This is a genomic window from Halobellus rarus, assembly GCF_024494595.1.
GTDB classification, from domain to species: domain Archaea; phylum Halobacteriota; class Halobacteria; order Halobacteriales; family Haloferacaceae; genus Haloquadratum; species Haloquadratum rarum.
Map to the genome: position 1 here is coordinate 42,238 of NZ_JANHDI010000014.1, position 21,875 is coordinate 64,112.

Below are 21,875 nucleotides of genomic sequence, written 5' to 3' on the forward strand. Positions count from 1 at the left end.
CGGTCACCACTCGGTCGGGCTCTCAGCGTCGGTCTACGGCGACCGGCCGAGGCGCTCGTCGAGAATCAGCCGCGTCTTCGTGTTCTTCACCTCGTCGAGTTCCCGCGCGCGGGTGATGAGTTGATTCACCGCGCGCGTGTCGGCGGCGTCGACGACGAGGACGACGTCCTCCTCGCCGGAGACCTGCCAGACGAAGTCGACCTGCTCCCACTCGGTCATCTGCTCCGTTATCTCGGTGGTGTCGACGTCGACTTTCACTGACACCTCGATCATCGCCTTGATGTTCCCGGTCCGCGTGGAAACGGTGAATCGCTCGATAATACCCTCCTCGGTCAACCGCTCGACGCGATTCCTGACCGTCCCCTCGGAGGTTCCCACTCGCGAGGCGATCTCCGTGTAGGGGGTCCGAGCGTCTCGCCGCAGGATGTCGAGGATCTGCCGGTCGAGGTCGTCCATAGCGGCCCAACGGCCCCCGGGGGCTTACCGATTACGAAAATCGTAACTGAGCTACGAAAGTAACACTTATGCCCCCGGATCGCGTGCGTTTCTCGTAATGTCGGACGCCTATCTGGCCCTGGAGGACGGCCGCGTGATCGAGGCTCGTGGTCGCGCTCCGGGACGGACCCGCGGCGAGTTAGTGTTCACGACCGCCTACACCGGCTACGAGGAGAGCCTGACGGACCCCTCCTACGAGGAGCAGGTCCTCACGTTCTCGTACCCGCTCATCGGCAACTACGGCGTCCGAGAAGAGCGATTCGAGTCCGATCGCGTCCACCCGCGCGCAGCCATCTCTCACGAGTTCACCGAGGACGTCGTCGAGTGGCTCGAGGCGGAGAACGTCCCCGCGATCGATCACATCGACACCCGGGACCTCGTCACCTCCATTCGCGAGGAGGGGGCGATGAAGTGCGGCATCGCGGTCGGCGAGGACGTCACTCCGGAGGACGCGAAGGCCGAACTGGAAGAGTGCAAGGGGATGAGCGAGCACGTCGACATCGGCGAGCGCGTCTCGACCGTCGAACACACGACCTACGGTGACGGCGATACGGACGTCGCGCTCGTCGACTGCGGCGCGAAGATGTCGATCGTCGAGTCGCTCGTCGAACGGAACGCCACCGTCCACGTGCTCCCGTACGACACGACCCCCGAGGAACTCGCCGCGGTCGATCCCGACCTCCTGTTCATCTCGAACGGGCCGGGCGACCCGGCGAACTTCGAGGCCGCACAGGAACTCGTCGAAGAGCACGTCGGCGAGGTGCCCATCGCGGGCATCTGTCTCGGCCAGCAGGTCGTCGCGCGCGCGCTCGGCGGCACCACCGAGAAGATGGACTTCGGCCACCGCGGCGTCAACCAGCCCGTCCGCGACCTCGACTCGGGGAGGGTCGTGATGACGACGCAGAACCACGGCTACACCGTCGGCGAACCCGGCGACGAACTCGACGTCAAGCAGGTCAACGTCAACGACGGCACCGCCGAGGGCCTCGCGAACGACGAACTCGACGTCATCACCCGGCAGTACCACCCCGAGGCACACCCCGGCCCGCACGACTCGCTCGACTTCTTCGACGACGTCCTCGCGATGACCGCGAGCGGACAGCACGTCGTCGCCGACGACTGATTGCGCCGCTGTACCTGGCGTCGTAACTCAGCAACCGCAGCCGCAATCCGATTCATCGTCGCCGGAGCTTTCGAAAAAGCCCCGAACGTTCGACGAAAGCTGATACGCCTGGCTCTCGCCCGGGTCATCAAACTGCATTCCGTTCGGCGCAAGGGCGCGAACTAATTTCTCGACGAGTAGTCCGACAGGCGCTGTCGAGTGTTCCTCACCGCGGTATCGCCAGCGGCGGCAATCGACAGCACCCTCACACGCACAGAGGTCACCGCACGATTCGCAGGTGTTTTCGAGATACTCGGGTTGAATGTCCCGGCCACCGATACGAATCGTCGGCGACACGGCGAGTTGCGCCGCTTCCGCGGCCGCCAGCGTCGAGACGTGGACGTCTCTGACAGTGATACCGACGTCCAGCGCATCGAGGATTGGTCCGACACGTCGGAGTGCCGTCTCGAGCGCTGCTTCGGTCCCCATGCATCGGTCGCAGGATTCGTTGTTCAGATAGAGGAAATCGACGGTGACCGTCCGCCGGGCGTACTCTTCGGGCGTTGGCCGGACAATCGAGACAGCCTCGCTGTCTGTGGGATCGTTCATCGCATCTCGAAGTGCGTCCTGACGAGGCATATATTAGTCAGTGATAAAACATATACGAGGTTATCGTATCGAAACCCCCCGGGGTGCAAGAAGGGATACGACGAACGTATATGACGCTACGGCCGCTAACGTCGATGTAATGGGCGAAAGTGAGCAGTGGCAAGCGAAATGGCACGGGTTGCAGGATGTCCTCGGGCCCAAATGGACCCTGCACATCCTCCGACTCCTCTCGGACGATCCCTACGGGTTCAACGCCATCCAGCGCGAACTCGATGGCCTGACCGCACCGATGTTGTCTCGACGGCTCAAAGAGCTTCGGTGCCACGGGCTCGTCGAGCGGACGGTCGCGGACACGACCCCGCCCGAAACGACGTACTCACTGACCGAACAGGGAACTGAAATCGCCACTCGGCTTCGAGAGTTGGAACCGCTCTTCGAGTTGCACGATCAAGAAGCGGAAAACGCAACCATCGACTGTTCAACTCCCTCCCAAGAGTGTCGAGGCGAAGCACTCGAAAACGGCTGCGTGACGGTCACTGATCGATGTTGAATCCGAACTGAGGCAGTCAGTCTCGACTGTGGACTGTTTCACGCGCTACCCCCCGCGAACAATACCCACGGATTTATGATCGAACGGGCGGAGAACGGATCTATGAGCCAACCGGAGATCGTCCAGGCCGACCTCGCCGACGAGGACGTGGTCGCGCGAGTCGACCTCGGCGGCGAGGACGAACTGTACGTGACGCCGACGCGGACCCTGCTCTATCGTGCGGAGGGACTGCTCTCCGACGAATCCGTCGAGGAGTACCCCCACGAGGCCGAGCGGGTCACCGTCTCGGAGGGCCGCCGCAAGGCGAAGGTGAAGCTCGACTACGGTCTCGACGGCGAGAAGACGATCTCGCTGCCGGCGAAGCGACTCGAACGGGCGCTCCAGCCGATCGTCGAGGGCGTGCTCAAGGCCAACGGCGTCCTCGAAGCCGACGAACCGATGGAGCGGCTCTTCCGGTTCAGCGAACTCACCATCGCGATCGCGGGCGAGCGCGTCGTCCGCCACATCGGCGCGAGCCTGTGGGACGAGGACTGCGAGACCTACCACTACGGCGACGTGAGCGACCTCGACTTCGAGGACGGCAGCGTCGCCACCTCCGTCGTCCTGACGGTGAACGGCCGACAGGAGCGGTTCAAGGCCCCGAACGACGAGGCCCGCGCGGTCCGGGCCGCCCTGGAGACGTCGCTTCTGTCCTACTGGGGGGTCGACTCGGTCGAGGAACTCCGCGCCGCCGCCGAACCCGACGAGGACGAGCCGGAGGAGGCGGCCGACGACGCTCAGGGACGGGACGTCTCCTTCGGCGACGGTCCCGATCCGCTGATCGCCGATCCCGCCGAGCCCGAGGAACTGCCGGAGAACGCGACGCGCTCGGAGGACGCGGGCGAGAGCGGATCGGAACCGCCGGCCGGAACCCCCGACGCCGTCGCTCAGCAGGTCGAACGACCGACAGAGTCGGAAGCCGAGACCGACCCGCTCTCGGCGGAGCAGGCGACGGGCAGCGCCAAGGACGCGCCGTCGAGAAACGAGCCGGAATCGCCATCGGAACGCCAGCCGAGAGCGACATCGGAGAGTCAGACGGGGCAGGAGAGGGATTCGACCACCGGAGCGAGCGCTGAGGCCGAAGAGACCGATCCCGGCGACGCCGTGGCCTCGTGGTCGGAACCACCACGGGAGGCCGAAGAGGGTCGGACGACACCGGCCTCCGAAGCGACTGGACCCGCCGCAGCCGACCCGGCCCGGGAGCCCTCCGAGGACGCGAGCCACGGCGAACGCTCGGACGCGAGTGCAGGGGGTACCGGAACAGCCCCGGGCCAGGAGCGGCCGGATCAGGAGGCGACTCCGGCGCAGCGCCGAGCGGACGCCGGCTTCGCGGGATCGGGCTTCGAATCGGCTGCGCCCGCGGCCGACGAGCGGATCCTCGACGAACTGGCGGACCTGCGCGAGACGGTCGAGCGCCAGAACGCGGAGTTGCAGGCGCAGCGCGAACTGGTCGAACAGCTCATCGAAGAGCTCCGACGCGGCCGGTAACCGCTCACCGCCGCACACGGCCGTTCACCCCGCCCGAAGTTCACCCCCGTCCGAGGATCTTCCGCACGCAAGACGGACCGAACGGGCCGAGTTCGCCCGATTCGAATCTGACGAAGTGCCCCGTCGAGAGGCCGGCCCCACAGCGGCGGCACTCGTAGTCTCCCTCGCGCTCTACGACCTGCCGTTCGAACCGGACGAAGGTGCCGCCCCGTCGCGTCCGGAGCCGACCCTCCTCGCGTTCGATGACGCCGCGAAGCTCCGCGGTGTCGAGGATCTCTCGGGTCAACGCGGGATTCGTCGTCACCGACTCGATTCGATCGACCGCCTCCGACAGCGACAGCGACTCCCGCTCGACGTGCGCGAGCAGGTCGACGCCGAGTTCGACGCGCTCGCCGCGGTCGAGTTCCGAGACGGGGCGGACGCTCGCGGCACCGGAGACGTCGGTTTCGGCGGCGCCCTCGGTGTCGTCACCGGCGTCTCCGGTGTCGCTGGCGTCCTCGGTGTCCTTGACGTCTCCGGCGTGACGCTCGGCTCCCTCCTCGACGGTGTCGGCGTCGCCCACGTCGCCCTCGGCATCGGCCGAACCGCTCTCGGCGTCGCCAGTCTCGAACGCCGAGAGGTCCGGCTGTTCGTCGTCGGCCACGGTTCGACCGTCCGTCGGGGCCACAGCGACAAAATAACTGTTATGCCCGCCCGGGAGCGACGCGGACACGATGGATCGGTCTCGTTTACGCGTGCGCGTCGTCGCCGGGGCCGCGCTCGCTGTCGTCATCGTGGGCGCGCTCCTCGTCTCCCCGGACGCGGTGCTCTCCCGCGCGTCGTGGCTCGTGTCCGATCCGATGCGACTCGTCGCGACGTCCGTCGCGCTCGCCGCGGTCAGGCCGCTGCTCGCGTGGCCGACGACGCTCCTGGCGGTGCTCTTGGGCTACGGACTCGGCCCAGCGGGGTTCCCGCTGGCGCTCGCGCTCGTCGCGCTCACGAGCGTCCCGCCGTTTCTCCTGGCCCGACGCTTCGGCCGCGGCGGCGGGCTCGCGGACGCGGGCGAGGCGTTCGTCGACCGGACGGGCGGAATCCGGAGCGTCGTCGCCAGCCGACTGGTTCCCGCGCCTTCCGACGTCGTGAGCGTCGCCGCGGGCATCGCCGGCGTTCGGCTCTCGACGTTCCTCGTCGGGACGGCGATCGGCGAAGTCCCGTGGGTGGTCGCCGGCGTGCTCGCCGGATCCTCCGCCGAGACGCTCGCCGCCGGCGACGTCGCGGGGGCGGCCGACCTCCGCCTCGTCGCGGCCGCGGGGATCGCAGCCGCGTTGTTGCTCGGCCCGACCGCCTACGAGTGGTATCGCGATCGGACCGGCGGTAGCAGCGTCGACGTGGACACGGGCGACGCCGCTGACGGGGACCCGTGATCCCGACGCGCATACGTACGGAGCGGGCGACGGCCTCGCCGTCGTCGGACTTGCGAAGGTTTAAGAACGTCATCGGCCAACGGTGAGACGAGCCCGGGTGGCTTAGCTGGACATAGCGCCGCACTCATAGGGTTTCCTGAGATTCGGTGCGGTACGCCTTGGAAGCCTCCGCCGCTCCCCACGGGGCCCGCCGAGCCTCGGACCTGGGACATGCGGAGATCGTGGGTTCGGAGCCCACCCCGGGCACTCATCGCTTTTCGAGTTCTAGTCGAGCAGTGCCTTCCGCGAGGGCGTTCCGCGGGGAACGGCTTCCAACGAAGTCGGACCGTCAGCGCCCCCGTTTGTATTCGTTGACAAGCGCTTGCATCGAATCTCTCGCGTCACCGAAGAGCATCAGCGCGTTGTCCATCGCGAACAGCGGGTTCGGAATGCCCGCGTACCCGGGGCTCAGGCTTCGTTTGTTGACGACGACGGTCTGGGCCTCCCAGACGTCCAGGACGGGCATCCCCGCGATCGGGCTCGCGCTGTCGGAGTAGGCGGTCGGATTCACGACGTCGTTCGCGCCCGTGACGAGGACCAGATCCGTCTGCGAAAACGTCGGATTGATCTCCGAGAGCTCCCGCATCCGCTCGTAGGGGACGTTCGCCTCGGCCAGCAGGACGTTCATGTGACCGGGCAACCGGCCCGCGACGGGATGAATGCCGAACACGACGTCCACGCCGTCGTCCTCGAGTAGCTGTGCTAACTCGGCGACGGCGTGTTGGGCCTGTCCCACGGCCATCCCGTAGCCCGGCACGATCACCACGCGCCGAGCGGTCTCGAGGAGCATTACCACCTCCTCCGGAGACGTCGATACGACGTTCCCCTCGTAGATATCCGCCTCAGCCCCGCTCGTCGCAGTCGGTCCACCGTGGCCACCGAAGAGCACGTTCACCAGCGAGCGGTTCATCGACCGGCACATAATCCTCGTCAGGATGAGTCCAGACGCCCCGACGAGCGTCCCGGCGATGATGAGAACGCTGTTGTTCAACACGAAGCCCGTCGAGGCGGCCGCCAGTCCGGAGAAGGCGTTCAGCAGTGCGATCACGACGGGCATATCCGCACCGCCGATCGGGACGACCAACAGCACGCCGAGAACCGAAGCCACGGCAAGTAACGCCCAGTAGGGTGCGACCAGCTCCCCCATCGGCACCAGGTCGATCCGGGTAACGAGCACCAGTCCGGCGCTCACCGCGACGCTCAGAACCCCGACTTTGATCGCGTTCTCGGCGGGGTAGTGAATCGGATTTTCGTAGATCCCGTGCAGTTTCCCGGCGGCGACGAGACTGCCGCAGAACGTGACTGCGCCGATCAATCCGGTAACGGCGGCGGCTCCCGTCGCCGTGGCCGAGAGTCCACTCGCTCCGAGTGCGCCGACCTGACCGACGAGTTCCGCGCCCGCAACGAGTGCGGACGCTCCGCCACCGAACCCGTTGAAAACCCCGATCAACTGGGGCATCTCAGTCGTCTCGACGGAAACTGCCAGCCAGGTACCGATACCGGCGCCCACCAGCAGCGCGGCCCCCAGCACGAGCGGTTCGAGGATCTCGAACCAGAGAACGGTGACCCCGACGGCGAGCGCCATCCCAGTCGCCGAGATGAGGTTGCCTTGTTCGGCCGTTCGCGGGTGCGTCAGTTTCCGAAGGCCGACGATGAACAGCACGCCGGATACGAGGTACACGAGGGGGAGCGTGTCCTGCGGAAGGCCATCGAGGAGTCCCGCCATCGGTCACTCACCCCTCCGGCGGCCGAAATTCCGGAGCATCTGGTGGCTGACGAGGTAGCCGCCGACGACGTTGACGGTTGCCAAGACGACCGCGAAGAAGCCGAGAACGGATGCGAGCGTCGAGTGTCCCGATCCGGCGACGACGACGGAGCCGATCAGCGTGATCCCCGAGATCGCGTTCGTCCCCGAGATGAGCGGCGTGTGCAGCGTCGCCGGGATCTTGGTGATAAGTTCGTACCCGAGGAAGCCGGCGAGGACGAACAGCGTCAGATTCTCCACGAACGCCATCACGGCCACCTCCGCGGGTTATGCGGCATCGATCTCACCTGTCCTGTGTGGCGTTCGGATCGTTCCCTCGTGCGTGAGGAGCGTCGCGTCGACGATCTCGTCTGTGACGTCGACAGAGAGTTGTTCATCTTCGAGCAGATTATCGAGAAAGTTGGTGGCGTTGTTCGCGAAGAGCCGACTGGCCGTGTGAGAGACCGTTGCGGGAAGGTTCGTAGGACCGAGGATCGTGACGCCATCGTACTCGACCGTCTCACCCGGCCGGGTCGGCTCACAGTTCCCGCCGCCGTCGGCCGCGAGGTCGACGACGACGGAGCCGGCGTCCATCCCCTGGATCATCTCCGCCGTGACGAGCGTCGGAGCCGTCCGACCCGGAACTGCGGCCGAAGTGACCACGACATCCGCGTTCCCGACCGCCGCGGTCATCGCCTCCCGCTGTCGGCGATAGAACGTTTCGTCCTGTGCCCTCGCGTACCCGCTCTCGGCCGCGGTCTCGGCCGTCTCGAGATCGAGTTCGAGAAAGTCCGCCCCGAGACTCTCGACCTCCTCTTTGACGGCCGGTCGGATGTCGTACGCGCGCACCCGTGCACCGAGGCGTTTGGCGGTGGCGATGGCCTGTAACCCCGCGACTCCCGCGCCGACGACGAAGACGTCGGCGGGGCGCACCGTCCCCGCAGCGGTCATCTGCATCGGGAACAGGCTCGGCAACGCATCTGCACCCATCACGACCGATTTGTACCCGGCCACACTCGCCATCGACGTCAGGACGTCCATACTCTGCGCTCGGCCGGTTCGCGGGACGAGTTCCAGCGCGAACGCACTGATTCGACGCTCCGCGAGAACCTCGAACGTCTCGTCGCCGATGTTGTAGGGGCCGAGGAGACCGATGACGGTTTGTCCGTCTCGATACGGATCGATCGACGTCTCGGGGAGACTCCCCAGGGCACGGACCTGCAGGACGACTTCCGATCGTTCGAAGACCTCCGCACGGCTCTCGACGACGTCGCAACCGACTGCGGAGTACTGCGTGTCGCTCCAATCGGTGCCGGTCCCCGCGCCGGCCGCCAGTGTCACCTCGTGACCGCGGTCGACGAGTTTCTCCGCAACCGGTGGGACCAGCGCGACGCGCGATTCGTCCGCGGCTGTTTCACCCGGGACGCCGATCCTCATCGCCAGCTCGTCCAGCCGCCGTCGACCACGAGCGATTCACCGGTAACGTAGCTCGCCAGGTCACTCGCCAAGAACGTCGCGGCGCCGGAGACGTCCTCCGGTTGTCCGTATCTCCCGAGCGGAACCATCTGCGTGAACTGTCGAGCCTGTTCGGCCGCCGCCTCCGGCTCCGAAGCCTCGCCGGCGATCATCGTCTGAATCCCGCCGGGGTGGATCGCGTTCACCCGGATCCCGTGTCCCCCGAGTTTGTGCGCGAGGGAGTACGTCAGCGTCGTCAGCCCGCCCTTCGATGCGGAATACGTCGGCCACCCTCCGTTGCCGAACAGTCCCGCGATACTGGAGACGTTGACGATGGCGCCGCCCTCCTCGTTCTCGATCATCCGCTCGGCGGCGATTTGCGAGCCGAAGTACGCGCCCGCGAGGTTGATGTCCATCATCCGCCGATACTCGTCTTCGGTCACCTCGAAGAACTCCTCCGAGCGCCAGATGCCCGCGTTGTTCACCATAACGTCGATACCGCCGGCGGCCTCGGCGGCCTCGACCGCCTCGGTCAGGTCCGACCGACTCGTGACGTCACACTCCACGAATACCGAGACGGTGTCGGTTTCGGCTTCGAGCAGTTCGTGGGTCGCGACGCCGCCCTCTTTCGGTTCCTCGCGGACGTCGGCTACGATGACCGCCGCAGCACCGTGTTCTGCGAAGCCGCGTGCGATCCCTCGGCCGATCCCGGAACTACCGCCGGTGACGACCGCCGTTGTTCCGTCGAGAAGTGACATCCGTATTTCACCACTGTGATAGAGGTGACTATTTGGTATAAATATGAAGTGCGTACCGTCCGGGTCGGCGCATCACGACCGGATCGCTGACGGAACCAGTACCGACTACCAACGTCTTTACCGGACGACGAGTAACTCGGGAGTATGGATTCGATCAACCGGATGGCCATCGAGCTGATCGACGAGGCCATCGACTTCGCGGAGGAACTCCGCGTCGCGCCGCACGAACTGGAGTCGGGGGCGACCGTCCTCGACTTCGGCGTCGACGCCCAGGGCGGCGTCGAGGCCGGGATGCTGCTGGCCGAGGTCCAGACGGCAGGACTCTCCACGGTTCAGACCCGGATGGACGACGTCGCGGGCGCGCCGACCCCCCACGTCGAACTGCAGACCGACAACCCCGCGCTCTCGCTTCTCTGCTCGCAGAAGGCCGGCTGGGAGCTCACCTTCGAAGACCCGCCGTACGACGGCCTCGGCTCCGGCCCGGCCCGCGCGCTCGTCGCCGAGGAGGACGAGTTCCACGAGTTGGACTACTTCGACGAGTTCGACCTCACGGTCCTCTCGGTCGAGGGCATCGACCTCCCGGGCGACCGCATCGCCGAGCACGTCGCAGAGCGCGCGGGCGTCGAACCCTCGGGCGTCTTCCTCCCCGCCTACGCCACGGGCTCGACCGTTGGGAGCGTCACCGCGGCCGCTCGCGCGGCCGAACTCGCGCTCTTCCGCCTCTTCGAGCTCGGCTACGACGTCCGCAACGTCCAGTCGGCGTTCGGCTCAGCCCCGATCGCGCCGGTCAGCTACGACGAGAGCGTCGCGATGGCCCGGACGAACGACGCCGTCGCCTACGGCGGCGAGGTCCACCTCACCGTCGCCGAGGACTTCGAGGCGTTCGACCGCGTCCCATCGAGCGCGCGCGAGGAGTACGGGACGCCGTTCGAGGAGATCTTCGACGACGCCGGCTGGGACTTCTACGAGGTTCCAGAGACGATTTTCGCACCCGCGGCGGTGACGATCGACGTCGTCGACGGGCCGACGCGCGTCCTCGGCGAGACCGACGAGGAGCTCCTCGCGGAGTCGTTCGGCTACCGCTCGTAGGGACCCGTGCGATTCAAACTCCTCCCCGAGGCCCCGAAGTCGCTCGACGTCGTCGTCGACGCGCAGCGCGCGGTCCCGCTCGTGCCGGCCTCGGAAGACGACTGCTGCGCCCGCCTGCTGCGACGCCTCGACTTCCCCAGTCGCGACGTCGCGCGGACGTGGCTCACGTTCCTGCGCGCGCTCGAACTGGCGTCGGAGACGCCGTCGGGGTTCGTCCGCGAATCGACGGAGCCGACGACCCAGCACCTCCGATCGGCGTTCGAGCGGCGGATCTACGGCGCTCGCGAGGTGCTGGACGCGCTCGACGCCGACGAACCGCGCACGGTCGAAGCGGTGTTCGCGGAGTTCGAGGATCGCGTCCCCGTCTGGGAGACCCACCGCGCGGCCGGCGACTGGCGCGACGTGTGGCGCGAGCGCGTCGAGCGGATCCTGGCGTGGGCCGTCGTCCTCGATCTGGCCGCCGAGCGCGACGAGGGATACGTCCGCGTCGAGTGAAGCCACGGCCGACCCGCTACGCCGCCGGCGGGACGTCCGGCCCGCGTTCGTCGCCTGCAACGCCCTCATCTCCACCATCGTCGCCGTACTGCTCCCGGAGCCGACGGATCCGCTCGGGGATGGGCGGGTGCGTCAGGTGGAACGCGGCGTAGGCCGGGTGCGGGAAGGGATTGCTCAGGTTCTCGCCCGCGAGCGTCTCCAGCGCTCGCGTCATCGACCCCGCCTCGCCCATCGTCTCCGCGGCGAAGTCGTCGGCCTCCCGTTCGTGGGCCAGCGAGAGGCGGTTCGTCAGCGGCGCGGTGAGCGTGAGGACGGGGCCGGCGTACAGCAGTCCGATCCCGAGCGCGGCGTAGACCTCGCTCGGCAGGCCGAACGCCGCGTACACCCACTGGGAGGTCGTCACCCACCACAGGAAGGCGAAGACGACGGCCATCTGCACCGCGGAGGCCGCCAGCTGCTTCCAGATGTGGGACTTCTTCCAGTGGGCGAGTTCGTGGGCTAACACCGCCTGGATCGCTTCGCGGTCCATCTGCTCGACGAGCGTGTCGAACAGGACCACGCGCTTGGCCCGCCCGAAGCCGACGAAGTAGGCGTTCGAGTGCGAGGAGCGACGGCTCGCGTCCATCTCGTAGACCTGCTCGCACTCGAAGCCCGCGCGCTCGAAGACGTCCTCGACGGCGTCCCGAAGCTTCCCGGCCGCGACCGGCTCGAAGTCGTTGAAGAGCGGCGCGATCACGCGCGGGTACACGATCATCATCAGGAGCGAGAAGCCGACCACGAGCGCCCAGCCGACGACCGGCCAGAGCGCGGGCAGCGCCTCGACCGCCAGGAGGATCGCGCCGCCGACGAGGCCGCCGAGCGCGAGCGCGACGACCGTCCCGATCAGGAGGTCCCGGAGCCATAATGCGACGGTCTGGTTGTTGAAGCCGAAGCGCTCCTCGACGACGAACGTCTCGTAGGCGTCGAACGGCGCGGAGAGCAGCCGTCCGGCGACGACCGCGCCGGCGAGGAGGACGACGCCCTGGGCGACGCTCGGGAGGCCGGTCTGAGACAGGACCGTCGCGATGTCGCCGTACAGCCCCGAGACGACGATAGCGACGACGGCGAGGACGCCGAGCCAGGACTGGACTCCGGAGAGGATCGTCTTCGAGCGCTGATACGCCAGCATCTCCTCGGGATCGTCGACGTCGAGCGCGTTCCGCACCCACTCGTCGGCGTCGCGGACGGCGTCGGCGCCGTACTGGAGGTTCAGATAGTCGAGTCCCGTCTCCAGCAACTGTACCCCGACGAGGAGTCCGGCGAGCGCGAGCGCGGCAGTTGCGACCATTACGTCCCAGTCGGGCCCCGCGGGACTTCAACGTCGCGGCGCGGTTCGCAGGCGACTGCTCGCGGAGGTGAGCGGTCGCTACCGACTACCGGTCGCCGTCGTCGTCGACGTCCAGCACCGTCCCGACACCCTTCGATTGGCCCTCGCGGAAGACGAACCGCTGGCCCTCCCTGACGAGATACGGCCGGAACTTGAACTCGACCGTCGCCGTCCCGGTATCGCCCGGGAGCAACTGCCCGCCCTCGGGTCGAAAGACGACCGCCTCGCTCACCGTCTCCAGGTGCACGACGGGCTCGTACCCCTCGCGGATCCGGGTAGGATGATTCAACACCATCACCTCGGCCTCGAAGGAGCGGACCGCCCGCGGGTCGTCGTCGACCGGGAGCAGCGCCATCCCGCGTTCGATCTCCGCCTCGCTGACGCCCTTGAGCGCGATGCCGACGATGCGGCCGGCCTTCGCCCGGTCGACGCGGTGGTGGTGCATCTCGATCGAGCGGACCTCGACCTCGCGGAAGGAGCCGTCCGGCATCGGCCCGATCTGCAGTTCGTCGCCGGCCTCGACGCTCCCGGAATTCACGGTTCCGGAGGCGACCGCGCCGACGCCCGTCACCGAGTACGTCCGGTCGACGTACATCCGGAAGTCGCCGCCGGACTCCCGCGTCGTCTTCGGGAGCCGTTCGAACATCGAATCGAGGTCGTCGAGGCCGTCCATCGTGACCGCGCTGGTCCCCAGTATCGGGACGACCGAGTCGCCCAGCTCCTCGACGGCCGCGTCGACGCCGTGTCTGTCGACACGGAGCGGCGTCCGCCCGACGTCTCGAAGCAGCCGTTCGACCTCGCGTTCGACGTCCTCGAGTCGGTCGGCGTCGACGACGTCCGCCTTCGTGATCGCGACGACCGTCGGGAGTTCCATCGCGAGCAGGATCCCGAGGTGCTCGCGGGTGGTCTTCGTCGGCCCGTCGTCGGCGGCGACCACGAGGAGGCCGTAGTCGAGTCGCTGCCCGACGAGTCCCCGGATCGTCGTCCGCAGCCAGGGCTCGTGTCCTACGGTGTCGACGAAGGAGACCAGCCGATCCGACTCCTCGACGACGCGGGCGCGATCAGACTTGCGATGCGGGTTGTCCAGGTGGACCGGGCCGTCGTCGGTGAACCCGTAGACGGCGTAGGAGAGATCCGCCGAGAGCCCGCGTTCGACCTCGTGGGGCTGGACGTCGAGGAAGCCGCGGGTCTGGCCCTGGCCGTCGTCGGCGGTCCCGGTGACCAGCGAGCCGACGAGCGTCGACTTGCCGTGGTCGACGTGGCCGGCGGTCCCGACGACGATGTGGTCGTCGTCGACGTCGAGGACGGCTCCCTCCGTGACCGTCGCGACGCCGACGAGCCCCCGGTCGCCGTCGTCGCCGACGCCCCAGGTCTCGACGTCGTCGATGTGCGCGCCCGCCTCCTCGGCCAGGATCGAGAGGACGTCCATCGACTCGGAGAACTCCTCCGGCGTGATGCCGGCGATACCGCCGTCGTCGGTGACACCGACGACGTAGGTCGCCGTGCCGTCGCCGGAGAGCACGCGGTGGCGCAGTTGCGCCGCGAGGCTTTCCAGCCGACCGTCGGCGAGGTGGAGCTCTCGCGAGAGCCGCTCTTTGAACTCGACGCTGCCGCCCTCCTCCTCGCCGCGCTCGAGGGCCGATTCCAGTACGGCCCGGTCAGCGCTCATGGCCGCGGATAGGGAATCACTTGATAAAACCCTTTTCGTGGTGTGAGTTCCCGTGTCACAGTAGCGCTACGGAGACCCGATACTCGGGTTGCAGCGTCACGACGTCGTATCGACCCTACTCTTTGAGCCGTTCGTAGGCGCGGTTGACGCGCTTGAACTGCTCCTCGTCGCCGTCGTCGGTGTCGGGGTGGACGGCCTTCACCCGCTCGCGATAGGCGGCCTTCACCGCCGTCTGGTCCGCGTCGGCGTCCAGGCCCAGCGTTCGATACGCCTCCGCCCGCGTGGGCCGGTCCGAGTCGCGTTGCTGCCGTCGCCGACGATCTCCCCACTGCTGGCTACCGGCCGCTCCGCGGCCGTCCGCACGACGCTCCCACCCGGTGTCCGACCGCCGCTCGCGCCCGGAGCCGGCCGCTCGGCGTCCGGGGCCGAACCCGTCGAAGTCTCCCGGTCCCCGTGAGGCCGCGTTCGCCCGGCGTCGTCGCCGCTCGCGTGCGCTCCCGGCAGTTCTCCTGACTCGCTCGCCGAGGCGGCCGCTCGCGTGGTACCACAGGAGGTACGTCGCGATCGCGAAGATCGTCGCGAAGAGGAACAGCAGCGGCTGATAGACGAAACCGAGGACGGCGAACAGCACCGTCGTCCCGGCGAACACCGCGGCGATGCCGATGACGAGTCCGTCTTCGTCCACGTCCGGGTGGAGGGCGTCGATAACCGTAAGCCTCCCGGCACGTTGGCCGACTGGTCACCCGGGCGTTCGGCGGACAGACCGACCCGACCGCCGGTGGAACCGAGACGACAGAACGATTATCCGCGTGGAGAGATAGCCAGCTGTGATCGCGCTCGAAGACACGTACATCGAGAACCGGGTACTGGTCCAGCCGAACGACACCAACAACAACGACACGGCCCACGGCGGCAACGTCGTCAAGTGGATGGACGAGGTCGGCGCGATGTCGGCGATGCGGTTCGCCGGCGAGACCGTCGTCACCGCCCAGATGGAGGGCGTCGACTTCCACCGGCCGATCCCCCGCGGCAACACCGCGCTCATCGAGTCCTACGTCTACGACGCCGGGACGACGAGCGTGAGCGTCTACCTCCGCGTGTTCAGCGAGGACCCGCTCTCGGGCGAGACCGAACTCACGACCGAATCGCACTTCGTCTACGTCGCCATCGACGAGGACAACGCGCCGACGCCCGTCCCCGACCTCGACGTCTCCTCCGAGCGGGCGATCGAACTCAGAGACGCCGCCAACGGCGACGTCACAGACGAGCGCGTCGACGAGCAGTGAACCGAGCAATCCGTTGGGCGGAACGCCCCGTAACGGACCCCGACGGTCACCGACTCAGATAGCCGCCCTCGACGCCGAGCGCTTCGCCCGTGACGAACGACGCCTCGTCCGAGCAGAGCCAGCAGACCGCGTCGGCGACCTCCTGGGGCGTACCGAGTCGATTCATCGCGTGCAGGCTCTCGATCTGCGAACGCATCTCGGGGTCGGACGTGATGCCGCCCGCTTCCAAGAGCGGCGTCTCGATGAACCCCGGGCAGACGGCGTTGACGCGCACGCCCGTCTCGCCGTTCTCCAGTGCGGCCGTCTTCGTCAACCCCAACAGCCCGTGCTTCGCGGCGACGTATCCCGAGGACGTCTCGAACCCGACCTTCCCGAGGATCGAGGAGTTGTTGACGACCGCGCCCCCGCCGTCTTGGGCCTGCATCTGTTCGATCTCGGGTTGCAGGCAATTGAACACCCCGATCAGGTTCACGTCGATGACGGCGCGCCAGTCCTCGGGATCGTAGTCGGTGACCGGGGTCTGCTCGCCGCCGATTCCGGCGTTGTTGAACGCGTAGTCCAGTCGACCGTACGCGTCGACGGCGACGTCGACCATCGCCCGCGTCGCCGCCGGATCGGTGACGTCGGTCTCGACGAACCGCGCCCGTCCGCCGGCGTCTTCGATCTCCGCGACGGTCTCCTCGCCGCCCGCCACGTCGACGTCGGCGACGACGACGTTCGCCCCTCGATCCGCGAACTCCAAGGCGGTCGTCTGTCCGATACCCGATCCGCCGCCGGTGACCACCGCGACCGCGTCTGTGAACGAACCCATACACGGACTTCACAACGAGCTATCAAAAGCGCAGCGTCGGAACGAGGGGGACGAGATCGTTCAGCGTGGCGTTCTCTGTCTCGAAATCACATAGTTAACTCGAATAATCACAATTTCATTCGGCGTGAATTTGTCCACACGTTAGGATGCTGTGGCACCACGACGACGTATGAGCGAGCAGATTTCTGTGGCGTCTTTCGATTCGCAACTGGAGGCGATATCAGATCCCGAACGTCGGCGACTGCTCCTTGCGCTGCTGGAGACGACGAGAACCGGTGAGATCCCGATCGACGCCGGTGCGATCGAATCCGACGGCGACGAGCGGGCACTCGATATCCGGATGGCCCACGTCCACCTCCCGAAGTTGGAGGCGCTCGGCTACGTCGATTCGTATGTGGAGGACGACTCGAACCGCGGCCGACGTCTCGTGGCTGACGGCCCCCAGTTCGACGGCATCAGGCCGCTCTTGGAACTGCTCGAAGACAACGAGGCGCTGCTGCCGGACGACCTGCGGTGACGAGGGTCCGTTACTCCTCGCGCGGATCGCGACCGGGAAACAGCCCCTGCGACAGCAGTCGCCGCGCGATCACGATGAGCCCGTTCCGGAAGCCGCCGCCGAAGATCGCCTGCTCTTCGAGCGTCCCGGCGACGATCGTGCTCACGAGGATGTTCGACCGGTCCACGAGCAGGAGTCGGCCGATCGACAACTCGTCACCGGACCCCTCCTGGGGGCGGAACCATTCGAGGCCGGAGACGAACGTCGTGGCTCTCGGGAGCGACGCCTGAATCTGTGCTTCCAGTGACTCGCTAACCGCGCCGACGAGCACGTCCACCTCATCGTCGAGACCACCGATTGTGGCGGTCAGCTCGTCGGTCAGTAGCGAATCGTCGCCGAGCACCAGGACGACCTCCTCGGCGGCGTTCGTGAGAAGTTGATTCGCCCGGTTCGCGATCGCCTCGCCCCCGGAGAGGGCCCACATCTCCTGTACCGGGCCCTCGTCTTTGGGTTCCATCTCGCCGGCGGCCCGAAGCGCGTTGCTCAGACGGTCCACGCGCGTCTCGTACTGGTCCCGAAGCGTCTCGGTCGCCTCTTCCAGCGGGACCGCCCGGAACCGCTGTGGGCTCGAGTGCTGGATCTCGACGAGTCCCTGTGCTTCCAGCACCCGAACGGCGTCGTACACGCGCGTCCGTGGAACGTCGGTGATCTCGCTGAGCTGTTTCGCCGTACCCGTCGACAGCCGCGAGAGGCCGACGAAACACTGTGCCTCGTACTCCTTCAGCCCCAGTTGCTGGAGCACCTCCGTTGCCTCCTCCAACGCGTTGTCCGTGCTCATATGTCCCAACTCACAGCCCGGGGTATCCCCAGGTCGTCAGCACATCTCGTCGCTGGACTGATAGGCGTTGTTACTGTGCGAGCGGCCGTGTTTCGTTAGTCAGTTGCCCCCCAGAGAGGGACGTCGTCGGGCGGCTTCAGGTCTTCTCCGCCGCCCCGGGAGGCTGCGAGTGTCGCGATTCTTCCGTTGTTACTGAGAGATTCACGAGCGGTGCAAAATCTTTCCAGTGGAGAGAGACCGGATACTGATCGTCGCTGGTGAGTCACTCGGTTAATCACAAAATGGTTATACGGGAGGGGAGGTACCCTACAGTTGGCGCGCCCAGGATTTGTGTCCCAACCACAACCCGCGCGCCGACTCAGTCATCTCTATGGCTGAGTTTCGAAGCGTCAGAGGCACATACGATGGACACTGATTCGCGCGACATACCTCGGTCTGTAGTGGCGGATCACACCGGGGAGGCTTTCCTCGCGGAAGGTCGGACCGTCCTGAGCGGATGCCCGGGTAATCGTTCGAGAGGCGGGTCCCGACCACCGACCTGATACGGGGAACAGTCGGTACTGATATCTGCACACCGTCGCCCACTCGATCGCACGACGGCATCGGTCGGATGCACAATCCGTTGCGGGCGGTACGTACTATCCCGTCGCAATAGCACTTGAAGGACTGCAACTGCACCGTAACACCAACCAACAGCAATGGATCGAAGCGAAACATCACCGAAGAGGACGAAATGAGCGAAAACCGAAGCGGGGCACCGACTGACTCGGATCCGGATCGTACCGACGAACCGGTCCGCGCCCACTACGAGTGGGAGTCGACGCCGCCGTCGACGGCGGTCGTCGAGACCGTTGCCAAAGCGACCGGCAGCGAGCCGACGTCGCTCGGACCGCTGTACGACTCGCTGGACCCCGACGCGTTGAACGCGCTCGTGGCGTCGATTCCGCCGTCGGCCGTCGGGCGGGACATCTGTATCTCTCTGGCTCTCGACGGACACCGGGTCACGATTTACGGAGACGGCGAGGTCGTCGTTCGCACCGGTGCGACGAGGGTGTGACCGCGCCCCCCAACAGACCCGATTTATATATCGTGAAATGCGGTGTATAACCGGGGATGGGCGACCGAATCAGTATCTTCAACACCAGCGGTGCCGAACCGGTGGGTATGAGCCTCGAACGCGAGTACGAGTGCCCCGAGTGCGGACATAACGGATTCTGGAAGACGGCGTCGATGACACTCCACCTCGGGACGAAGACGAAGTGGAGCTGCAACGAGTGCGGCTACGGCTTCATCGAAATCAACGGCATCAGCACCGCGAAAGCGTAGGCGGCCGACGAATAACTACTCCTCTTCGCCGAGTGCGCGCCAGGAGAGTTGCGGGTTCCGCGCCGCGTCTGCCTGATCGATCCGCCGCGCCGTCGTCTTCGACGGCGCGGCTTCGAGTTCTTCCTCGGAGTCGGCCATCGCGGCGTCGAAGGCGTTCGCGAGGTCGTCCAGCGAGGCTTTGCTCTCGGCTTCAGTCGGCTCTGTGAGCATCGCCTCCGGGACGAACTCGGGCCACTTCGTCGTCGGCGGGTGAACCCCGTAATCAAGCATCCCCTTCGCGACGTCGGCGGCGTCGCGCTCGCCCGCCGTCGCGGCGAACTCGTGGTGGAACGGGCTGTACGGGATGTCGTAGTCGATCCGCTCGGCGAGGTAGTTCGCGTTCAACACGGCCTTCGCCGAGGTGTCTTTCAGTCCCGAATCCCCGAGTCGAGCGATGTAGGCGTACGCTTTCACGAGGACGAGCCAGTTCCCCTGGTAGCCGTGGACCTTTCCGATGCTCCGCTCGGGATCGTACAGTTCGTAGCGGCCGTCGCGCTCGCGGACGTGGGGTCGGGGAAGGAACTCGGCGAGTTCCTCGGTGACGCCGACCGGACCCGCGCCGGGACCGCCGCCGCCGTGCGGCGTCGCGAACGTCTTGTGCACGTTGTAGTGCATCACGTCGAAGCCCATGTCGCCGGGGCGGGCCCGCCCGAGCAACGCGTTGAGATTCGCGCCGTCGTAGTACAGCAGGCCGCCCGCGTCGTGGACGATGTCGGCGATCTCGGCGATGTCGCGCTCGAAGAGCCCGACGGTGTTGGGGTTCGTCAGCATCAGCGCCGCCGTCTCCTCGGAGACGGCCGCTTCGAGGGCGTCGAGGTCGACGCGGCCGTCCTCGCCGGAGGGCAGCTCGACGACGTCGTAGCCGGCCATCGCCGCGCTCGCGAAGTTCGTTCCGTGCGCCGACGCGGGCACGATCACCTCCGATCGGGGATCGCCGCGGGCCTCGTGACACGCCTTCGCGATCATAATCCCGGTGAACTCACCGGCCGCGCCCGCGGGCGGCTGCAGCGTCACCGCGTCCATCCCGCCGATCCGCGCGAGGTAGTCCTGGAGGCCGTAGAGGAGTTCGAGCGTCCCCTGGACGCTCTCCTCGGAGCGGTCGGGGTGGACGCTCCCGTTCGGGTCGGCCGCGACGTCCTCGGTGAACGAGGGGTTGTACTTCATCGTGCACGACCCGAGCGGGTACGGCCCGGTCTCGACGCTCCAGTTCATCTGCGAGAGCCGGGTGTAGTGCCTCGACAGCTCCGGCTCGGAGAGCCCGGGCAGTTCGAGACTGTCTCGGGTCAGATCGTCGGGCAGCGGCGACTTCCCGTCGACCTCGACGGTCGTCGTGTCCTTCTCGGAGAGCAGCGATTCGTACCGGTCGTCGTCGCCGTAGCGTGCCTGATCGTGGTTCATCATAGTGCCTCCTCGAACGCCGCGACGAGCGCGTCCGCCGCCTCGGCGTTCACGTCGGTGACACAGACCTGCAGCCGGTGGTCGCCGACGACGTGGACCGCGAAGCCGTCCGCTTCGAGGTCCCGCGCGATCGCCGGGGCCGGCTGGTCGGTCCGGACGAGGAACTCCCGGAAGTGGTGTCGGTCGTGGACCGGCGCCTTGAGTCCCGGGAGTTCGTTCAACCGCGTCGCGAGCGACGCCGCCTCGCGAACGCACTGGCTCGCGAGGTCGACGAGGCCGTCCGGACCGAGCCAGGCGAGGTGCATCGCGGTCCGCAGCGCCACCCACGCCTGGTTCGTGCAGATGTTCGAGGTGGCGCGCTCCTTGCGGATGTGCTGCTCTCTGGTCTGCAGCGTGAGCGTGTACGCGCGCTTGCCGCCGGCGTCCTCGCCGGCCCCGACGAGCCGTCCGGGGACCTGTCTGAGGAAGTCCTCCCGCGTCGCAAAGAGCCCTAGCCCCATCCCGTAGGCCGTCGGCAGCCCCAGCGCGTCGGCCTCGCCGACGACGACGTCGGCACCGACGCTCGCCGGCTCTTCGAGCAGGCCGAGCGCGACGGTGTCGGTTCCGAGACAGAACAGCGCGCCCGCCTCGTCGGCGACGTCGCCGATGTCGGAGAGGTTGGCTTCGATCGTCCCGTGAACCGTCGGGTTCTCGGCGTAGATCATCGCCGCGTCCCCGTCTGCGAGTTCCGAAAGCGCGTCGACGTCGACGGTCCCGTCGGCCATCGGATACGTCTCGACCGCCAGATCGGTGCCGTCGACGTAGTTTTCGAGCACCGCGCGCTTGTTCTCGTGGAGGATTTCGGGAATCCACACGACGGATCCGGACACCTTCCGGACCCGATCGGCGAGCCTGGCCGCCTCACCCAGCGCCGTCGCGGCGTCGTACATCGAGCAGTTCGCGACCGGGAGCCCGGTCAGCTCGACGACGAGCGACTGGTACTCGAAGAGCGCCTGCAGGAACCCCTGGGCGATCTCCGGCTGGTACTGCGTGTACGAGGTCAGGAACTCGGCTCGCTGAGAGAGGTCGTCGACGACCGACGGGACGTAGTGTGAGTGGTGATCGCGTCCGAGGAACTCGGTCAGGTCGTCGTTCTTCGCGAGCGCCGACGTCAGCTCCGCGCGGAGTTCGCGCTCGCTCCGGGGCTCGATTCCGAGGTCGCCGTCGAACCGAACTTCGGATGGAACGTCGAAGAGATCCGCCTCGCTGTCGACGCCGACCGCCGCGAGCATCTCGGCGGTCTGCTCGGGCGTGTGCGGCGTGTACGGGCTGCCGGCGACCCGCTCGTGACGTCCACCCTCGCTCATCCGTCGCACCTCCCGCTGACCGAGAGGGCAGTTC

Annotated in this window: 24 protein-coding genes and 1 tRNA gene; 11 read left to right on the forward strand and 14 right to left on the reverse strand. The window is 67.0% G+C overall.

Annotation, left to right across the window (positions count from 1 at the left end; all coding sequences use genetic code 11):
* Positions 1 to 33: 33 nt before the first annotated feature.
* Positions 34 to 456 carry an Lrp/AsnC family transcriptional regulator gene (locus NO876_RS15915; protein ID WP_256422653.1) on the reverse strand — a complete coding sequence of 141 codons (423 nt, stop codon included), beginning with the start codon at positions 454 to 456 and terminating at the stop codon, positions 34 to 36.
* A gap of 97 nt (positions 457 to 553) precedes the next feature.
* Between NO876_RS15915 and carA the strand changes: the two genes are divergently transcribed.
* Complete coding sequence (gene carA, locus NO876_RS15920; protein WP_256422654.1) at positions 554 to 1,618, forward strand: glutamine-hydrolyzing carbamoyl-phosphate synthase small subunit; 1,065 nt, start codon at positions 554 to 556, stop codon at positions 1,616 to 1,618.
* A gap of 27 nt (positions 1,619 to 1,645) precedes the next feature.
* Here carA and NO876_RS15925 read toward each other — a convergent pair whose 3' ends face one another.
* On the reverse strand, positions 1,646 to 2,206 hold the full coding sequence (locus tag NO876_RS15925) for a DUF2703 domain-containing protein (RefSeq protein WP_256422655.1): 561 nt from the start codon (positions 2,204 to 2,206) through the stop codon (positions 1,646 to 1,648).
* Positions 2,207 to 2,345: 139 nt separating this feature from the next.
* Between NO876_RS15925 and NO876_RS15930 the strand changes: the two genes are divergently transcribed.
* Together NO876_RS15930 and NO876_RS15935 are read left to right on the forward strand one after the other, a co-directional pair.
* The gene (locus NO876_RS15930) at positions 2,346 to 2,756 is read left to right on the forward strand and encodes a winged helix-turn-helix transcriptional regulator (RefSeq protein ID WP_256422656.1); all 411 of its coding nucleotides are present in this window, start codon (positions 2,346 to 2,348) and stop codon (positions 2,754 to 2,756) included.
* A 102-nt stretch (positions 2,757 to 2,858) separates the two neighbouring features.
* Entirely contained in the window at positions 2,859 to 4,283 is a 1,425-nt protein-coding gene (locus tag NO876_RS15935) for a DUF7115 domain-containing protein (protein WP_256422657.1), read from the forward strand.
* 40 nt (positions 4,284 to 4,323) lie between these two features.
* On the opposite strand, the gene NO876_RS15940 is transcribed toward NO876_RS15935, so the two are convergent.
* Positions 4,324 to 4,845, reverse strand: coding sequence for a DUF5830 family protein (locus tag NO876_RS15940; protein ID WP_390277460.1), 522 nt, complete (start codon positions 4,843 to 4,845; stop codon positions 4,324 to 4,326).
* 151 nt (positions 4,846 to 4,996) lie between these two features.
* Here NO876_RS15940 and NO876_RS15945 point away from each other — a divergent pair, with 151 nt between their 5' ends.
* On the forward strand, positions 4,997 to 5,686 hold the full coding sequence (locus NO876_RS15945; RefSeq protein ID WP_256422658.1) for a TVP38/TMEM64 family protein: 690 nt from the start codon (positions 4,997 to 4,999) through the stop codon (positions 5,684 to 5,686).
* Between the two features lie 91 nt (positions 5,687 to 5,777).
* Positions 5,778 to 5,932: transfer RNA gene (locus NO876_RS15950), tRNA-Met, on the forward strand.
* Positions 5,933 to 6,014: 82 nt separating this feature from the next.
* On the opposite strand, the gene NO876_RS15955 is transcribed toward NO876_RS15950, so the two are convergent.
* The 4 genes from NO876_RS15955 to NO876_RS15970 are packed head-to-tail and all read right to left on the reverse strand — an operon-like array spanning position 6,015 to position 9,682.
* The gene (locus tag NO876_RS15955) at positions 6,015 to 7,451 is read right to left on the reverse strand and encodes an NAD(P)(+) transhydrogenase (Re/Si-specific) subunit beta (protein WP_256422659.1); all 1,437 of its coding nucleotides are present in this window, start codon (positions 7,449 to 7,451) and stop codon (positions 6,015 to 6,017) included.
* Positions 7,452 to 7,454: 3 nt separating this feature from the next.
* Entirely contained in the window at positions 7,455 to 7,739 is a 285-nt protein-coding gene (locus tag NO876_RS15960; RefSeq protein WP_256422660.1) for an NAD(P) transhydrogenase subunit alpha part 2, read from the reverse strand.
* A gap of 18 nt (positions 7,740 to 7,757) precedes the next feature.
* Complete coding sequence (locus tag NO876_RS15965; protein WP_256422661.1) at positions 7,758 to 8,906, reverse strand: NAD(P) transhydrogenase subunit alpha; 1,149 nt, start codon at positions 8,904 to 8,906, stop codon at positions 7,758 to 7,760.
* Positions 8,903 to 9,682, reverse strand: coding sequence for an SDR family oxidoreductase (locus NO876_RS15970; RefSeq protein WP_256422662.1), 780 nt, complete (start codon positions 9,680 to 9,682; stop codon positions 8,903 to 8,905). The genes NO876_RS15965 and NO876_RS15970 overlap by 4 nt, the downstream gene beginning before the upstream one ends.
* 144 nt (positions 9,683 to 9,826) lie before the next feature.
* Here NO876_RS15970 and mch point away from each other — a divergent pair, with 144 nt between their 5' ends.
* Complete coding sequence (mch, locus tag NO876_RS15975) at positions 9,827 to 10,771, forward strand: methenyltetrahydromethanopterin cyclohydrolase (protein ID WP_256422663.1); 945 nt, start codon at positions 9,827 to 9,829, stop codon at positions 10,769 to 10,771.
* 6 nt (positions 10,772 to 10,777) lie between these two features.
* On the forward strand, positions 10,778 to 11,266 hold the full coding sequence (locus tag NO876_RS15980) for a double winged helix-containing putative transcriptional regulator (protein WP_256422664.1): 489 nt from the start codon (positions 10,778 to 10,780) through the stop codon (positions 11,264 to 11,266).
* Positions 11,267 to 11,282: 16 nt separating this feature from the next.
* On the opposite strand, the gene NO876_RS15985 is transcribed toward NO876_RS15980, so the two are convergent.
* The 3 genes from NO876_RS15985 to NO876_RS15995 all read right to left on the reverse strand — a co-directional run bounded on the left by NO876_RS15985 (position 11,283) and on the right by NO876_RS15995 (position 14,986).
* Entirely contained in the window at positions 11,283 to 12,593 is a 1,311-nt protein-coding gene (locus NO876_RS15985) for a M48 family metallopeptidase (protein ID WP_256422665.1), read from the reverse strand.
* Between the two features lie 85 nt (positions 12,594 to 12,678).
* Positions 12,679 to 14,301, reverse strand: a complete 1,623-nt coding sequence (locus tag NO876_RS15990; protein ID WP_256422666.1) for a GTPBP1 family GTP-binding protein — start codon at positions 14,299 to 14,301, stop codon at positions 12,679 to 12,681.
* A 115-nt stretch (positions 14,302 to 14,416) separates the two neighbouring features.
* On the reverse strand, positions 14,417 to 14,986 hold the full coding sequence (locus NO876_RS15995) for a J domain-containing protein (RefSeq protein ID WP_256422667.1): 570 nt from the start codon (positions 14,984 to 14,986) through the stop codon (positions 14,417 to 14,419).
* Positions 14,987 to 15,128: 142 nt separating this feature from the next.
* Between NO876_RS15995 and NO876_RS16000 the strand changes: the two genes are divergently transcribed.
* Complete coding sequence (locus tag NO876_RS16000; protein ID WP_256422668.1) at positions 15,129 to 15,587, forward strand: acyl-CoA thioesterase; 459 nt, start codon at positions 15,129 to 15,131, stop codon at positions 15,585 to 15,587.
* Between the two features lie 46 nt (positions 15,588 to 15,633).
* Here the strand turns inward: NO876_RS16000 and NO876_RS16005 are convergent, their stop codons facing one another.
* Positions 15,634 to 16,398, reverse strand: a complete 765-nt coding sequence (locus NO876_RS16005; protein ID WP_256422669.1) for an SDR family NAD(P)-dependent oxidoreductase — start codon at positions 16,396 to 16,398, stop codon at positions 15,634 to 15,636.
* Positions 16,399 to 16,567: 169 nt separating this feature from the next.
* Here NO876_RS16005 and NO876_RS16010 point away from each other — a divergent pair, with 169 nt between their 5' ends.
* Complete coding sequence (locus NO876_RS16010) at positions 16,568 to 16,915, forward strand: hypothetical protein (protein ID WP_256422670.1); 348 nt, start codon at positions 16,568 to 16,570, stop codon at positions 16,913 to 16,915.
* Between the two features lie 10 nt (positions 16,916 to 16,925).
* On the opposite strand, the gene NO876_RS16015 is transcribed toward NO876_RS16010, so the two are convergent.
* Positions 16,926 to 17,732, reverse strand: coding sequence for a TrmB family transcriptional regulator (locus NO876_RS16015; protein ID WP_256422671.1), 807 nt, complete (start codon positions 17,730 to 17,732; stop codon positions 16,926 to 16,928).
* 733 nt (positions 17,733 to 18,465) lie between these two features.
* Between NO876_RS16015 and NO876_RS16020 the strand changes: the two genes are divergently transcribed.
* Together NO876_RS16020 and NO876_RS16025 are read left to right on the forward strand one after the other, a co-directional pair.
* Positions 18,466 to 18,789, forward strand: coding sequence for a HalOD1 output domain-containing protein (locus NO876_RS16020; RefSeq protein WP_256422672.1), 324 nt, complete (start codon positions 18,466 to 18,468; stop codon positions 18,787 to 18,789).
* A gap of 107 nt (positions 18,790 to 18,896) precedes the next feature.
* Positions 18,897 to 19,058 carry a DUF7838 family putative zinc beta-ribbon protein gene (locus tag NO876_RS16025; protein ID WP_256422673.1) on the forward strand — a complete coding sequence of 54 codons (162 nt, stop codon included), beginning with the start codon at positions 18,897 to 18,899 and terminating at the stop codon, positions 19,056 to 19,058.
* 15 nt (positions 19,059 to 19,073) lie between these two features.
* Here NO876_RS16025 and gcvPB read toward each other — a convergent pair whose 3' ends face one another.
* Both gcvPB and gcvPA read right to left on the reverse strand, forming a co-directional pair.
* On the reverse strand, positions 19,074 to 20,495 hold the full coding sequence (gene gcvPB / locus NO876_RS16030) for an aminomethyl-transferring glycine dehydrogenase subunit GcvPB (RefSeq protein WP_256422674.1): 1,422 nt from the start codon (positions 20,493 to 20,495) through the stop codon (positions 19,074 to 19,076).
* Positions 20,495 to 21,841 carry an aminomethyl-transferring glycine dehydrogenase subunit GcvPA gene (gene gcvPA / locus NO876_RS16035; protein ID WP_256422675.1) on the reverse strand — a complete coding sequence of 449 codons (1,347 nt, stop codon included), beginning with the start codon at positions 21,839 to 21,841 and terminating at the stop codon, positions 20,495 to 20,497. Before gcvPA ends, gcvPB begins: the two co-directional genes overlap by 1 nt.
* Between the last annotated feature and the right edge of the window lie 34 nt (positions 21,842 to 21,875).

Excerpts from the sequence above, each read along its gene's own strand:
- NO876_RS15915 (WP_256422653.1), bottom strand. The coding sequence starts at position 456 with ATGGACGACCTCGACCGGCAGATCCTCGACATCCTGCGGCGAGACGCT.
- carA (WP_256422654.1), top strand. The coding sequence starts at position 554 with ATGTCGGACGCCTATCTGGCCCTGGAGGACGGCCGCGTGATCGAGGCT.
- NO876_RS15925 (WP_256422655.1), bottom strand. The coding sequence starts at position 2,206 with ATGAACGATCCCACAGACAGCGAGGCTGTCTCGATTGTCCGGCCAACG.
- NO876_RS15930 (WP_256422656.1), top strand. The coding sequence starts at position 2,346 with ATGGGCGAAAGTGAGCAGTGGCAAGCGAAATGGCACGGGTTGCAGGAT.
- NO876_RS15935 (WP_256422657.1), top strand. The coding sequence starts at position 2,859 with ATGAGCCAACCGGAGATCGTCCAGGCCGACCTCGCCGACGAGGACGTG.
- NO876_RS15945 (WP_256422658.1), top strand. The coding sequence starts at position 4,997 with ATGGATCGGTCTCGTTTACGCGTGCGCGTCGTCGCCGGGGCCGCGCTC.
- NO876_RS15955 (WP_256422659.1), bottom strand. The coding sequence starts at position 7,451 with ATGGCGGGACTCCTCGATGGCCTTCCGCAGGACACGCTCCCCCTCGTG.
- NO876_RS15960 (WP_256422660.1), bottom strand. The coding sequence starts at position 7,739 with ATGGCGTTCGTGGAGAATCTGACGCTGTTCGTCCTCGCCGGCTTCCTC.
- NO876_RS15965 (WP_256422661.1), bottom strand. The coding sequence starts at position 8,906 with ATGAGGATCGGCGTCCCGGGTGAAACAGCCGCGGACGAATCGCGCGTC.
- NO876_RS15970 (WP_256422662.1), bottom strand. The coding sequence starts at position 9,682 with ATGTCACTTCTCGACGGAACAACGGCGGTCGTCACCGGCGGTAGTTCC.
- mch (WP_256422663.1), top strand. The coding sequence starts at position 9,827 with ATGGATTCGATCAACCGGATGGCCATCGAGCTGATCGACGAGGCCATC.
- NO876_RS15985 (WP_256422665.1), bottom strand. The coding sequence starts at position 12,593 with ATGGTCGCAACTGCCGCGCTCGCGCTCGCCGGACTCCTCGTCGGGGTA.
- NO876_RS15990 (WP_256422666.1), bottom strand. The coding sequence starts at position 14,301 with ATGAGCGCTGACCGGGCCGTACTGGAATCGGCCCTCGAGCGCGGCGAG.
- NO876_RS16005 (WP_256422669.1), bottom strand. The coding sequence starts at position 16,398 with ATGGGTTCGTTCACAGACGCGGTCGCGGTGGTCACCGGCGGCGGATCG.
- NO876_RS16010 (WP_256422670.1), top strand. The coding sequence starts at position 16,568 with ATGAGCGAGCAGATTTCTGTGGCGTCTTTCGATTCGCAACTGGAGGCG.
- NO876_RS16015 (WP_256422671.1), bottom strand. The coding sequence starts at position 17,732 with ATGAGCACGGACAACGCGTTGGAGGAGGCAACGGAGGTGCTCCAGCAA.
- NO876_RS16020 (WP_256422672.1), top strand. The coding sequence starts at position 18,466 with ATGAGCGAAAACCGAAGCGGGGCACCGACTGACTCGGATCCGGATCGT.
- NO876_RS16025 (WP_256422673.1), top strand. The coding sequence starts at position 18,897 with ATGAGCCTCGAACGCGAGTACGAGTGCCCCGAGTGCGGACATAACGGA.
- gcvPB (WP_256422674.1), bottom strand. The coding sequence starts at position 20,495 with ATGAACCACGATCAGGCACGCTACGGCGACGACGACCGGTACGAATCG.
- gcvPA (WP_256422675.1), bottom strand. The coding sequence starts at position 21,841 with ATGAGCGAGGGTGGACGTCACGAGCGGGTCGCCGGCAGCCCGTACACG.